Source organism: Pseudomonas sp. LPB0260 (assembly GCF_013388395.1).
Genome location: NZ_CP058247.1, coordinates 1,728,425 through 1,742,108, shown reverse-complemented (window position 1 = coordinate 1,742,108; position 13,684 = coordinate 1,728,425). Strand labels below are relative to the sequence as shown.

The window sequence follows — 13,684 nt, the reverse complement described above, 5'->3', positions numbered from 1 at the left end:
TCGGCACTCATTCAGTTCAAGCCAAGCGCCTGCCAGATGCGCAGCACGCTGCGTCGTTCGGCGTGGAACTGGTCGCCACTCACCACCCCGGGCTGCTTCTGCAGCGCCTGCCGGTGGGCCGCCGAGCGATAGGCCTTGTAGACCTCCTGCAACAGCAGGGCATCTTCTCCGGGCAGCAGGCCGACGCGCTCCAGCCCTTCCAGGATGCGGATGTTGTCGGTGAACTCGAGCAACTCCGGGTACTGTCGCGACCAGGCCAGGGCCGCGTATTGCACCATAAATTCGATATCGACGATACCTCCGGCATCCTGCTTGAGATCGAAGGGCGCCGAGGCCTCGAAGGCATTGGCCGCGGTGCCGGCGGCGGTGGCCTTGCTGCCGAGGTTGTCGCGCATCTTGGCGCGCATCTCGCTGACTTCCGCGCGCAGCTTGTCGAGATCGCGCTCACCCCCGAGCACCGCGGCGCGTACCGCCTCGAAGGCCTTGGCCACCCGCTGACAGCCGACCAGCACCCGGGCGCGCACCAGCGCCTGATGCTCCCAGGTCCAGGCCTCGTTTTCCTGGTAGCGCTGGAAGGCCCCGAGGGAGCTGACCAGCAAGCCCGCGGCGCCGGAGGGGCGCAGGCGCATATCCACCTCGTAGAGCTGGCCGGAGTTGGTCTGGGTGGTCAACAGGTGAATGATGCGCTGGCCCAGGCGAGTGAAGAACTGCGCGCCATCGATGGGCTTGGCGCCGTCGGTCTCGGCCTGGGGGTCGCCATCATGGATGAACACCAGGTCCAGGTCCGAGCCATGCCCCAGCTCGATGCCACCGACCTTGCCATAGCCGACGATGATGAAATCGGGGTCGCAGGGACTGCCATCGGCGCGGCGCGGCGCGCCGTGTTTGACCACGGTCTGGCGCCAGGCCAGGGCCAGCACCTGGTCGAGAATCGCCTCGGCCAGCCAGGTCAGGTAGTCGCTGACCTTCATCAGCGGCAGGGTGCCGGCGATCTCCGAGGCGGCGACGCGCAAGCGGTGGGCCAGCTTGAAGTGGCGCAGCGCCTCCATCTGCTGCTCCAGATCGTCCTCGGGGATGCGCATCAGCCGCTCGCGCAACTCGGCGGCCAGCTCGGGCGCCTGGGGCGGTTTGAACAGCCGGCCTTCGTTGAGCAGCTCGTCGAGCAGCAGCGGGAAGCGGGCGATCTGTTCGGCGATCCACGGACTGGCCGCGCACAGGGTCAGCAGGCGCTGCAGGGCCCCGGGATTCTCCGTCAGCAGGACCAGATAGGCCGAGCGCCGCGCCACCGCCTCGACCAGCGGCAGCACCCGCTCCAGCACCAGGTCCGGCTCCTCGTGCTCCACCGCCTGCGCCAACAATCGGGGAATAAAGGCGTCCAGGCGCTCGCGGCCGAGCCGCTGCATGGCCCGCACCTGATTACCGTTGCGCAGGCCGGCCAGGCGCTGCCGAGCCGCCGGGGCGTCGACAAAGCCGGCATCGCTGAGCTGGCGACAGGCGGCGGCCTCGTCCTGGGCGTCCTCCCACAGCGGCAGCCACTCGCCGCCGATCACCTCGTCGACCGCGCCATCCTGATCCTCGTCCGGATCGGCGATGACCTGGCGGAAATGCCAGTCGACCCGTCCGCGCCAGTGCATCAACTGCTGATGAAAGGCGTCCCAGCTGGCGAAGCCGAGCATGAAGGCCACCCGCGCCCGGTCCTGCTGGTTGTCCGGCAACATCTGCGTCTGCCGGTCGTCGATCGCCTGCAGGGCATGTTCGGTGTAGCGCAGGAACTCGTAGCCCTCGCGCAATTCCTCGACCACCGCGTCCGGCAGGTAGCCCTGCCCTGCCAGCGTGGCCAGCACCTTCAACAGAGGCCGCTGCTGCAGGCTGAGGTCGCGCCCGCCATGGATCAGCTGGAAGGCCTGGGCGATGAACTCCACCTCGCGAATGCCGCCGGCGCCCAGCTTGATGTTGTCGGCCATGCCCTTGCGCCGCACTTCCTGCTGGATCAGCAGCTTCATGCTGCGCAGCGCCTCGATGGCGGAGAAGTCCAGGTAGCGCCGATAGACGAAGGGGCGCAGCATTTCCAGCAGCTGCTCGCCGGCGAGCGGATCGCCGCCGACCACCCGCGCCTTGATCATGGCGTAGCGCTCCCAGTCGCGGCCTTGGTCCTGGTAGTACTGCTCCAGCGCATTGAAGCTGAACACCAGGGCGCCGGAGGAGCCGTAGGGGCGCAGGCGCATGTCGGTGCGGAACACGAAGCCCTCGACGGTGATGGCGTCCAACGCCTTGATTAACCGCTGGCCCAGGCGGATGAAGAACTCCTGATTATCCAGGGGACGCTTCACCCCTTCGGTCTCGCCGCCCTCCGGGTAGCCGAAGATCAGGTCGATGTCCGAAGACAGGTTGAGCTCATGGGCGCCGAGCTTGCCCATGCCGAGGATCACCATGTGCTGGGCCTGGCCACTGCGCCGCCCGATCGGCGTGCCGAACTGCGCGCAGTGGTGGGGATAGAGCCAGTGGTAGGCCAGGTCGATGCAGGCGTCGGCGAGGTCGGAAAGATCGCGGCAGGTTTCCTGCAGATCCGCCTGGCGGCCGATGTCGCGCCAGATGATGCGCAACTGCTGGCGGTTGCGGAAGCGCCGCAGACGCTGCCCCAACTCATCCTCGTCGGCACAGCCGTCTAGCGCGACGACCAACTGAGCGCGCAACTCCCCGGCCGACAGGCTGCGCTCCAGCTCCCCGGAATCTGCCAGCTCCAGCAGCATCAGCGGATCACGCAAGGCCTGCTGCAGGACGAAATCGCTGGCCGCGGACACCCGGCGCCAGGCGTCACGACGGGCCTGCGGCCAGGCGTCGAAGCGCGCCTCGGCAGCAGTGCCCAGATCGGCCAGAACCGCGCGCAAGGACTGCTCGGCGCGCAAGGCAAGGGAGTCGAGGGAAGCGGGCAAAGAGACCAGCACCGGCAAGCTCATGGTCTATCCTTTTCGGCGGGCTGCGGGTGGCGCCGGGAACAGCTGTATTCCACGGACCTCGCCGCGGGACACGCGACGAACAGCCAAAATAAAGTGTAGTTTTGCTACTAAAGATTGTATCCCAAGGGCTGAAATCGCCGTCGATATGTAGTAAAACTACACGGAGCCGGTCCTACCCCCGGTAAACAAGAATTTACGTGACCCGCTCACGAAGCCGGCCACGAACCCCTGGCCTCCGATTCTGGAAGCCTTTCCGCCCTGGAGCAAGCCATGCAAGACCTCGATCCCGTCGAAACCCAGGAATGGCTGGACGCGCTTGAGTCCGTCCTCGACCATGAGGGTGAAGACCGCGCACATTACCTGATGACCCGCATGGGCGAGCTGGCTACCCGCAGTGGTTCCCAGTTGCCGTACGCCATCACCACGCCCTATCGCAACACCATTCCGGTCACCCACGAAGCCCGCATGCCCGGCGACCTGTTCATGGAACGCCGCATCCGCTCGCTGGTGCGCTGGAACGCGCTGGCCATGGTGATGCGCACCAACCTGCAGGACCCGGACCTGGGCGGTCACATCTCCAGCTTCGCCTCCTCGGCGACCCTGTACGACATCGGCTTCAACTACTTCTTCCAGGCCCCGACCGAAGAACACGGCGGCGACCTGGTGTTCTATCAGGGCCATGCCTCACCCGGCATCTATGCCCGCGCCTTCATGGAAGGCCGGATCAGCGAAGAGCAGCTGAAGAATTTCCGCCAGGAAGTGGACGGTCAGGGCCTGTCGTCCTACCCGCACCCCTGGCTGATGCCGGACTTCTGGCAGTTCCCCACCGTGTCCATGGGCCTCGGCCCGATCCAGGCTATCTACCAGGCGCGCTTCATGAAGTACCTGGAAGCCCGCGGCTTCATCCCCGCCGGCAAGCAGAAGGTCTGGTGCTTCATGGGTGACGGCGAGTGCGACGAGCCGGAATCCCTCGGCGCCATTTCCCTGGCCGGCCGCGAGAAACTGGACAACCTGATCTTCGTCATCAACTGCAACCTGCAGCGCCTAGACGGCCCGGTACGCGGCAACGGCAAGATCATCCAGGAACTCGAAGGCGTGTTCCGCGGCGGCGGCTGGAACGTCAACAAGGTGGTCTGGGGCCGTTTCTGGGACCCGCTGCTGGCCAAAGACGTCGACGGCATCCTGCAACGGCGCATGGACGAAGTGATCGACGGCGAGTACCAGAACTACAAGGCCAAAGACGGCGCCTTCGTGCGCGAGCACTTCTTCAACAGCCCGGAACTCAAGGAGATGGTCAAGGACCTCTCCGATGACGAGATCTGGAAGCTCAACCGCGGCGGCCACGACCCCTACAAGGTCTATGCGGCCTATCACCAGGCGGTCAACCACAAGGGTCAACCGACCGTCGTCCTGGCCAAGACCGTCAAGGGTTATGGCACCGGTGCTGGCGAGGCGAAGAACACCGCCCACAACACCAAGAAGGTCGATGTCGACAGCCTGAAGAAATTCCGCGACCGCTTCGACATCCCGGTCAAGGACGACGAACTGGAGAACCTGCCGTTCTTCAAGCCGGCACCCGACAGCGCCGAAGGCAAGTACCTGCGCAAGAAGCGTGAAGCCCTGGGCGGCTTCGTGCCGCAGCGCCGGGTCAACAGCTTCGCCGTGCCGACCCCGCCGCTGGACACCCTCAAGGCCATCCTCGACGGCTCCGGCGACCGCGAAATCTCCACCACCATGGCCTTCGTGCGCATCCTCGCGCAGCTGGTCAAGGACAAGGAGCTGGGCGAGCGCATCGTGCCGATCATTCCCGACGAGGCGCGCACCTTCGGCATGGAAGGCATGTTCCGCCAGCTCGGCATCTACTCCTCGGTCGGCCAGCTGTATGAGCCGGTGGACAAGGACCAGGTGATGTTCTACCGCGAGGACAAGAAGGGCCAGATCCTCGAGGAAGGCATCAACGAAGCCGGCGCCATGAGCTCGTTCATCGCCGCGGGCACCAGCTACAGCTGCCACAACCAGCCGATGCTGCCGTTCTACATCTTCTACTCGATGTTCGGTTTCCAGCGCATCGGCGACTTGGCCTGGGCAGCCGGCGACAGCCGCACCCGCGGCTTCCTGATCGGCGGTACCGCCGGGCGCACCACGCTCAACGGCGAAGGCCTGCAGCACGAGGACGGCCACAGCCACCTGATGGCCGCAACCATCCCCAACTGCCGCACCTACGATCCGACCTACGGCTACGAGCTGGCGGTGATCATTCGCGAAGGCACGCGGCGGATGATGGAAGAGCAGGAAAACGTCTTCTACTACATCACCGTGATGAACGAGGCCTATCAGCAGCCGGCCATGCCCGAAGGTGTCGAGGAAGGCATCATCAAGGGCATGTACCTGCTCGAAGAGGACAAGAAGGAAGCCGCCCACCACGTACAACTGCTGGGCAGCGGCACCATCCTGCGCGAAGTGCGCGCCGCGGCGAAGATCCTGCGCGACGAGTACAACGTCGCGTCCGATGTGTGGAGCGTCACCAGCTTCAACGAACTGCGCCGCGAAGGCCTGGCCGTGGAGCGTCACAACCGCCTGCACCCGGAGCAGAAGCCGCAGCTGACCTACGTCGAGCAGTGCCTGAAAGGCCGTCAGGGCCCGGTCATCGCCAGCACCGACTACATGAAGCTGTTCGCCGACCAGATCCGCCAGTGGGTTCCGAGCAAGGAATACAAGGTGCTGGGCACCGACGGCTTCGGCCGCAGCGACAGCCGCAAGAAACTGCGCCACTTCTTCGAAGTGGACCGTAACTGGGTGGTCCTGGCCGCCCTGGAAGCCCTCGCCGACCGCGGCGATATCGAACCCAAGGTCGTGGCCGAGGCCATCGCCAAGTTCGGCATCGACCCGGAAAAACGCAACCCGCTGGACTGCTAAGGAGACGCACTGTGAGCGAACTAATCCGCGTACCCGATATCGGCAGTGGCGAAGGCGAAGTCATCGAGCTGATGGTCAAGGTCGGCGACCGTATCGAAGCCGACCAGAGCCTGCTGACCCTCGAGTCGGACAAGGCCAGCATGGAAATTCCGGCGCCCAAGGCCGGGGTGATCAAGAGCCTGAAGGTCAAGCTGGGCGACCGCCTGAAGGAAGGCGACGAGCTGCTTGAGCTGGAAGTCGAGGGTGCGGCCGAAGCCGCGCCCAAGGCCGAACAACCAGCCAAGACCGAGCCCCAGCAGGAGAAGCCTGCCGCGAAGGCCGAACAGCCCGCGGCTGCGCCGGCCAGCGAATCTGTGCAAGACGTCCATGTGCCGGATATCGGCACAGACGGCAAGGTCAAGGTCATCGAAGTCCTGGTCAAGGCCGGCGACAAGGTCGAAGCCGACCAATCGCTGATCACCCTGGAGTCGGACAAGGCGAGCATGGAGATTCCCTCTCCGGCCGCTGGCACCGTGGAAAGCGTGGAAGTCCAGCTGGACGCCGAAGTCGGCACCGGCGACCTGATCCTCAAGCTCAAGGTCACCGGCGCAGCCGCCGCCCCTGCAGCCGCCCAGGCTCCGGCGCCGGCCGCCGCCCCGGCGCTGCACAGCACGCCGCCCGGCGCCTCGCCGGAAGTGGCTGCCGAGGTCAGCGCCATCGCCAAGCTGGCGGCGGCCGCAGCCAACGTCAGCCCCGCGCCCAGGCGTGACGGCGCCAAGGTGCATGCCGGCCCGGCCGTACGCCAGCTGGCCCGCGAGTTCGGCGTCGAACTCGCCGCCATCAACGGCAGCGGTCCGAAGGGCCGGATCCTCAAGGAGGACGTGCAGGCCTACGTCAAGGCGATGATGCAGAAGGCCAAGGAGGCGCCGGCCGGCGCCACCGGCGCCACCGGCGGCGCCGGCATCCCGCCGATTCCGGTCGTGGACTTCAGCAAGTTCGGCGAAGTGGAAGAAGTGGCGATGACCCGCCTGATGCAGGTCGGCGCCGCCAACCTGCACCGCAGCTGGCTCAACGTGCCGCACGTGACCCAGTTCGACTCGGCCGACATCACCGAGCTGGAAGCCTTCCGCGTCGCGCAGAAGGCGGTCGCCGAGAAAGCCGGGGTCAAGCTGACCGTGCTGCCGCTGCTGCTCAAGGCCTGCGCGTTCCTGCTCAAGGAGCTGCCGGACTTCAACAGTTCGCTGGCGCCGAGCGGCAAGGCGGTGATCCGCAAGAAGTACGTGCACATCGGCTTCGCCGTGGACACCCCGGACGGCCTGCTGGTGCCGGTGATCAAGAACGTCGACCAGAAGAGCCTGCTGCAGCTGGCCGCCGAGGCCGCCGCCCTGGCGGAGAAGGCGCGCACCAAGAAGCTCTCGGCGGACGACATGCAGGGTGCCTGCTTCACCATCTCCAGCCTCGGGCACATTGGCGGCACCGGCTTCACGCCGATCGTCAATGCGCCGGAAGTGGCGATCCTCGGCGTGAGCAAGGCGACCATGCAGCCGGTCTGGGATGGCAAGGCCTTCCAGCCCAAGCTGATGCTGCCGCTGTCGCTGTCCTACGATCACCGAGTGATCAATGGCGCCGCCGCCGCGCGCTTCACCAAGCGTCTCGGCGATGTGCTGGCGGACATCCGCACCATGCTGCTGTAAGGCACCGCCTCAACTTTCGAGCATGCCACGCTCGTACCCTCAACCCCGCCTCATCGGCGGGGTTTTTTTTGCCTGGCCGCCGGCCTAGCCTTTCTGCAGGTTGCGGATCAGGAAGCTCAGGGCCTTGGCCAGCTCCGCGGCGCCCTGGTGATCGCGCACGATGCTCAGCAGCACACTGCCGTCCAGCGGGCTGAACAGCACACAGCTGATGCCACTGGGCGGGCAGTCGTAACGGATAAAGGGGTCGACGCCGAACAGCGCGATGCGCTGGTTGCGCACGGCGATATCGGTGCCCTGAGCGTTGCGGGTCTCTTCGCGCAACAGCAGCTCGCCGGGTGCGCCCAGACGCAGCTGGTAGAGACGGTCCTGACGCTGCGCCTGGCCGATCTGGTAGGCCGCGCTGAGGGCATAGGTCTTGAGCAGATCATTGCTGTGCGCCAGCAGCGCCTGGCGCTCATCCTGGGTCAGGTACAGGCGCTTGAGTTCGCTCAGGTAGCGCGCCTGCTCGGCGCCACCGAGGGTCGCCGCGGACTCGGCGGCAAACAGCGGGCCGGCCAGCAGGCAGCCGCCGAGGAGCACGGCGGGAATTAGTTTGCTTGTCAGTCGTAATAGCATCATGCACCCTTAGCCGACGCGATAGTGAAGTGGGCCGAGACCCCGACTCGGTCAGCATACTGGAAGCCAGCCTCCCAATGAAAAGCCATCCCGATGCCGCGAGCCAGCTGGCGGCCGAGGTTGTGACGCAGTTGCCAGTGCCTTCGCGGCTCGGCATGCTGCGCTTCGAGCGGCTGAACGAAGCCAGCTGGACCCTGCTTTTTCTCGATCCGGAGTGCGAGCAGCGGCTCGGCCTTCCCGCCAGCGAGCTGTGCTCGCTGATCGACGCCCCCTACGCCAGCCTGATGGAGCCCGTGGCACGCCATCGCCAGCACGAAGCGATCCAGCAGCAGCTCGCGCGGGACGCGCGCTACCTGGTGCACTACACCCTGCACACGCCCCGCGGCGCCCTCAGGCTCACCGAACTGGGCGAGCCGTTCAGGCAGCGCAACCGCCACCTGTTGCGCGGCTACCTGCTGGTCGCTGAGCCACCGACACCCGCCGAAACACCGCAGCCGTATCTCGACGGCCTGGCGCAAGCGGAACATCGCGAGCGGCATCGGCTGTCGCCGGAGCCGATCGCCGAGGCGCTGGAACAGGTTCGCACGCGCACCCAACAGGCGCTGCTCCAGCACCTGACGCTTCAGCGCTACAGCGCCGGCGATCCTCGGCGCGAAGCCGCTGAGCTGATTACCCGGGCGGCCTGCGAGGCCTACGGGGTGGCGCGGGCCGGCATCTGGAACCTGCAGGGCGCGACCCTCGAGCCGGTGACCCTGTACCGCCGCGACATCGACCTGCACGAGCCGGGCGCCAGCATGGACGCCGGCCAGTACCCGGTCTACCTGCATGCCCTGCACAGCGGCCGGGCGATCGACGTCCAGGACGCCCTGACCGACCCGCGCACCCGTGAAATGGCCGAGCACTACCTGCGCCCCATGGGCATCGGCGCCATGCTCGATGCCAGCATCCGCGTCGACGGCGAGGTAGTCGGCGTGCTCTGCCTCGAGCATGTCGGCGGGCCGCGCGCCTGGCAGGCCGACGAGGTCGCCTTCGCCAGTGAACTCGCCGAGCACTACGCCCAGGTCATCGGCAGCCACCAGCGGCGGCGCACCGCCGGCGCCCTGCACCTGTTCCAGCGCGCGGTGGAGCAAAGCGCCAGCGCCTTCATCCTGCTCGACCGGGACGGCCTGGTGGAGTACGTCAACCCGAGCTTCACCGCCATCACCCAGTACAGCGCCGACGAGGTCCAGGGCCGCCGCCTGTCCGAGCTGCCGGCCCTGGAAGCCCTCAACGACCTGCTGTTCGACGCCGGCACCGGGCTGTCCGAGCACAACAGCTGGCAGGGCGAGTTCAAGAGCCGACGCAAGAACTTCGAGCCCTACTGGAGCCAGCTGTCGATCTCCAAGGTGCACGCCGACGACGGCAGCCTGACCCACTACATCGGCATCTACGAAGACATCACCGAAACCAAGCACGCGCAGCAGCGCATCGAGCGCCTGGCCTTCAGCGACAACCTCACCGGCCTGGGCAACCGCTACGCCTTCATCCGCGCGTTGGAGGATCGCTTCGCCAAGGCCGACGGCAAGCCGATCAACCTGCTGCTGGTGGACATCGACAACTTCAAGCGGATCAACGACAGCCTCGGCCACCAGACCGGCGACAAGCTGCTCAGCAGCCTGGCCCGGCGCCTGCGCAACAGCCTCAACCCCAGCGGCGTGCTGGCGCGCTTCGCCAGCAACGAGTTCGCCATCCTGCTGGAGGACCACGCGCTCGAGGACGGCCAGCGCATCGCCCAGCAGATCCTGCAGACCATGGACAAGCCGCTGTTCGTCGACAACCAGCTGATCAGCGTCACCGGCTCGGTGGGCCTGGCCTGCGCGCCGCAGCATGGCCAGGACCCGCAGACCCTGATGAAGCACGCCGGCCTGGCCCTGCACAAGGCCAAGGCCAACGGCAAGCACCAGCTCCAGGTGTTCACCGAGGCGCTGAACGCCGAGGCCGACTACAAGCTGTTCGTCGAGAGCAACCTGCGCCGCGCCCTGACCCAGAACGAACTGGAAGTCTTCTACCAGCCCAAGCTGTGCCTGAAGACCGGCCAGCTGCTCGGCCTGGAGGCCCTGCTGCGCTGGCACCATCCGGAGAAGGGCATGATCCGTCCGGACCAGTTCATCAGCGTGGCCGAGGAGAACGGCCTGATCATCCCCATCGGCAAGTGGGTGCTGCGCCAGGCCTGCCGCATGAGCAAGGAAATGACCGCGGTCGGCCTCGGCAGCCTGCAGGTGGCGATCAACCTGTCGCCCAAGCAGTTCTCCGACCCCGATCTGGTCGGCTCGATCGAAGCGATCCTGCACGAGGAGCAGCTGCCCGCTTCGCTGCTGGAGCTGGAACTGACCGAAAGCCTGCTGCTGGAGGCCACCGACAACACCCGCGAGCAGCTGCGGCACCTGAAGAGCCTGGGCCTGACGCTGGCGATGGACGATTTCGGCACCGGCTATTCGTCGCTGAGCTACCTGAAGAAATTCCCCATCGACGTGATCAAAATCGATCGCAGCTTCATCAACGACATCCCGGACAACCAGGACGACATGGAGATCACCTCGGCGGTGATCGCCATGGCCCACAACCTCAAGCTCAAGGTGGTCGCCGAAGGCATCGAGAGCGCCGCCCAGCTCGGCTTCCTGCGCCGCCAGCAGTGCGACATCGGCCAGGGCTACCTGTTCGACCGGCCGATCGCCGGGCGCGAACTGATCGACAGCCTGAAGCGCTACCCCTGCCGCCCGCCGGGCTGAATGACCTGTAACGCCGCGCCCGCTGCGCGGTCTATCTGCACACACACTCTTCGCCGAGGACACGACCCATGGTTCTGCGTTCGCAAATACTCGCCCACAAACTCGAGCTGCCCAGCGCCGAGCAGGCCCTGCCCGGCCGCGCCACGCCGCTGCCGGTGCCCCCGGCCCACTATGTCAACGGCAACCCGCTGCAGCCGCCCTTTCCCGCCGGCCTGCAGCAGGCGGTCTTCGGCCTCGGCTGCTTCTGGGGGGCGGAACGACGCTTCTGGCAGCAGCCGGGGGTGTGGAGCACCGCGGTCGGCTATGCCGGCGGCCACACGCCGAACCCGACCTACGAGGAAACCTGCTCGGGCCTGACCGGCCACGCGGAAGTGGTGCTAGTGGTGTTCGACCCGCAACTGACCAGTTTCGAGGCCCTGCTCAAGGTGTTCTGGGAGGCGCACAACCCGACCCAGGGCATGCGCCAAGGCAACGACGTCGGCAGCCAGTACCGCTCGGCGATCTACTGCCATGGCCCCGAGCAGCTGGCCGCCGCCCTGGCCAGCCAGGCCGCCTTCCAGGCCGAGCTGGACAAGGCCGGGCTCGGCGCCATCACCACCGAGATCGCCGAGGCGCCGCCCTTCTACTACGCCGAGGCCTACCACCAGCAGTACCTGGCGAAGAACCCCGGCGGCTACTGCGGCCTCGGCGGCACCGGGGTGTGCCTGCCGGCCTGATGTGACGGCGCTCGCGGCTCAGCCCGGCGCCTTCTCCCCGATCAGCCAGTCCAGGCGCCAGCCGCCCTGGCCCTGGGCCAGGCGCTCGGCCAGCCAGGGCAGCAGCTGCTTGAGCTCTTCCTCCAGGCCCCAGGGCGGGTTGCTGATCACCAGGCCGGAGCCGTTCAGGCGCTGGGCCTCGTCAGTCGGCTGCACGTAGAGCTCGACCCGTAGCAGCTTGGGCGCCGCGCTCTTCTCCAGGTCGCGGTAGAAGCGCCTGAGCTGCTCCAGGGCCTTGATCGGGTACCAGATCGCCACCACCGTCTGGCGCATGCGGCCGATGGCCTCGTTCAGCGACTGCACGCAGCGTTCCAGCTCATCGGCCTTCTCGAAGGGCGGATCGATCAGCAGCAGCGCGCGTTTCTCCCGGGTCGGCAGCAAGGCGCGCGGCACATGCCAGCCTTCGCCCAGGTGCACGGCCACGCGGCGGTCGCCGGCCATGTTCTCCTTGAGCAGGCGGCCGTCTTCGGGGTGCTTCTCGTTGAGCTGCAGGCGGTCCTGTTCGCGGCTGAGCAGGCGCACCAGCTCCGGCGAGCCGGGGTAGTGACGCAGTACGCCATCCGGATTCATGGCACGAACCACCTCGAGGTAGTCGAGCAGCGGGTCGGGCAGGTCGTCGGCCTGCCACAGGCGGGCGATGCCCTGCTGCCACTCGCCGGTACGGCTGGCCTGGTCGCCGGCCAGGTCGTAGAGGCCGACGCCGGCGTGGCTGTCGAGGTAGGCGAAGGGCGCCTCCTTGCGCGACAGCAAGGCGACCAGGCGACAGAGGATCAGGTGTTTCAGCACGTCGGCGTGATTGCCGGCGTGAAAGGCGTGACGGTAGTTCATCGGGGCTCCCTCGGGACTGGGCCGCAGTGTAACCGCCAGCAGCCATCGGCGACGAACCGACACACAATTGTGGCAAGCTTGCGCGGTCACACAGCCCTGGCCAAGGAGGCCTCCATGAACCTGCAAGAACTGCTCGGCAGCGAACTCCCGATCATCCAGGCCCCCATGGCCGGCTCCCAGGATCACCGCCTGGCCGCCGCGGTCTGCCAGGCCGGCGGCCTCGGCTCGATCCCCTGCGCCATGCTCGCTCCGGCCGCCCTGCGCCTGGAGCTGGAAGCGATGCGCGCCTCGAGCGCACGCCCGTTCAACCTGAACTTCTTCAGCCATGTACCGCCCGAGCCGGATGCCGCACGCGAGGCGAACTGGCGCGAAGCCCTGGCGCCTTACTACCGGGAACTGGGCCTCGACCTGGCGAACATCGTCAGCGGGGCGGGCCGCCTGCCGTTCAACGACGAGGCGGCGGCACTGGTCGAGGAGTTTCGCCCGGCGGTGGTGAGTTTTCACTTCGGTCTGCCGGCGGAGTCCTTACTGGAGCGAGTGCGACGCAGCGGGGCGAAGATCCTCTCCAGCGCCACCACCCTGGACGAGGCGCTGTGGCTGCAGGCGCGCGGCGTCGATGCGGTGATCGCTCAGGGTCTGGAGGCCGGCGGCCATCGTGGTCACTTCCTCGACTTTGATCTCAGCCGCCAGCTCGGCACCTTCGCCCTGCTGCCGCAGCTAGTCGATGCGCTGAGGGTGCCGGTCATCGCCGCCGGCGGCATCGGCGACGCCCGCGGGGTGGCCGCCGCCATGGCCCTCGGCGCGGCCGGCGTGCAGGTCGGCAGCGCCTACCTGCTGTGCCCCGAGGCCAACACCAGCGCGCTGCACCGCGCCGCCCTGCAGAGCCCGGCGGCGCGCCACACGATGCTGACCAACCTGTTCAGCGGGCGCCCGGCACGCGGCATCGTCAACCGCCTGATGCGCGAGCAGGGACCGCTCAGTCCCATGGCACCGGCCTTCCCCCTGGCCACCGCGGCCATCGCCCCGCTGCGCGCGGCGGCCGAGGCCCAGGGCAGCAGCGACTTCTCGCCGCTGTGGGCTGGGCAGAACGTCGCCGGCTGCCGCCCCATCGGCGCCGCCGAGCTGACCCGCGAACTGGCCGCGGGCCTGGCCATGTGAGGCTGTATCACGCC

At 67.2% G+C, this 13,684-nt stretch carries 7 protein-coding genes and 1 pseudogene; 5 read left to right on the top strand and 3 right to left on the bottom strand.

All coding sequences use genetic code 11. The features are described from left to right. Nucleotides 1–11: 11 nt before the first annotated feature. The gene (gene glnE, locus LPB260_RS07620) at nt 12–2,957 is read right to left on the bottom strand and encodes a bifunctional [glutamate--ammonia ligase]-adenylyl-L-tyrosine phosphorylase/[glutamate--ammonia-ligase] adenylyltransferase (protein WP_208708094.1); all 2,946 of its coding nucleotides are present in this window, start codon (nt 2,955–2,957) and stop codon (nt 12–14) included. Between the two features lie 270 nt (nt 2,958–3,227). Here glnE and aceE point away from each other — a divergent pair, with 270 nt between their 5' ends. Both aceE and aceF read left to right on the top strand, forming a co-directional pair. Then, nucleotides 3,228–5,873: a pyruvate dehydrogenase (acetyl-transferring), homodimeric type gene (gene aceE / locus LPB260_RS07615; RefSeq protein ID WP_208708093.1), complete on the top strand. Its 2,646-nt coding sequence runs from the start codon at nt 3,228–3,230 to the stop codon at nt 5,871–5,873. 11 nt (nt 5,874–5,884) lie between these two features. Continuing rightward, complete coding sequence (gene aceF / locus LPB260_RS07610; protein ID WP_208708092.1) at nt 5,885–7,546, top strand: dihydrolipoyllysine-residue acetyltransferase; 1,662 nt, start codon at nt 5,885–5,887, stop codon at nt 7,544–7,546. Nucleotides 7,547–7,630: 84 nt separating this feature from the next. Here aceF and LPB260_RS07605 read toward each other — a convergent pair whose 3' ends face one another. Further along, complete coding sequence (locus LPB260_RS07605; RefSeq protein WP_208710117.1) at nt 7,631–8,161, bottom strand: hypothetical protein; 531 nt, start codon at nt 8,159–8,161, stop codon at nt 7,631–7,633. A gap of 581 nt (nt 8,162–8,742) precedes the next feature. Here LPB260_RS07605 and LPB260_RS07600 point away from each other — a divergent pair. Beyond that, nucleotides 8,743–10,929 (top strand): annotated as a pseudogene (locus LPB260_RS07600) (putative bifunctional diguanylate cyclase/phosphodiesterase); the annotation flags it as partial. A gap of 68 nt (nt 10,930–10,997) precedes the next feature. After that, a complete protein-coding gene (gene msrA / locus LPB260_RS07595; RefSeq protein ID WP_208708090.1) occupies nt 10,998–11,645 on the top strand; it encodes a peptide-methionine (S)-S-oxide reductase MsrA in 648 nt (215 codons plus the stop codon). A gap of 18 nt (nt 11,646–11,663) precedes the next feature. Here msrA and LPB260_RS07590 read toward each other — a convergent pair whose 3' ends face one another. Then, nucleotides 11,664–12,512: a 23S rRNA (adenine(2030)-N(6))-methyltransferase RlmJ gene (locus LPB260_RS07590; protein ID WP_208708089.1), complete on the bottom strand. Its 849-nt coding sequence runs from the start codon at nt 12,510–12,512 to the stop codon at nt 11,664–11,666. Nucleotides 12,513–12,626: 114 nt separating this feature from the next. On the opposite strand from LPB260_RS07590, the gene LPB260_RS07585 reads away from it, so the two are divergent. Beyond that, nucleotides 12,627–13,670, top strand: coding sequence for a nitronate monooxygenase family protein (locus LPB260_RS07585; RefSeq protein ID WP_208708088.1), 1,044 nt, complete (start codon nt 12,627–12,629; stop codon nt 13,668–13,670). Nucleotides 13,671–13,684 lie beyond the last annotated feature (14 nt).

Excerpts from the sequence above, each read along its gene's own strand:
- LPB260_RS07590 (WP_208708089.1), bottom strand. The coding sequence starts at position 12,512 with ATGAACTACCGTCACGCCTTTCACGCCGGCAATCACGCCGACGTGCTG.
- LPB260_RS07585 (WP_208708088.1), top strand. The coding sequence starts at position 12,627 with ATGAACCTGCAAGAACTGCTCGGCAGCGAACTCCCGATCATCCAGGCC.
- glnE (WP_208708094.1), bottom strand. The coding sequence starts at position 2,957 with ATGAGCTTGCCGGTGCTGGTCTCTTTGCCCGCTTCCCTCGACTCCCTT.
- LPB260_RS07605 (WP_208710117.1), bottom strand. The coding sequence starts at position 8,161 with ATGCTATTACGACTGACAAGCAAACTAATTCCCGCCGTGCTCCTCGGC.
- msrA (WP_208708090.1), top strand. The coding sequence starts at position 10,998 with ATGGTTCTGCGTTCGCAAATACTCGCCCACAAACTCGAGCTGCCCAGC.
- aceE (WP_208708093.1), top strand. The coding sequence starts at position 3,228 with ATGCAAGACCTCGATCCCGTCGAAACCCAGGAATGGCTGGACGCGCTT.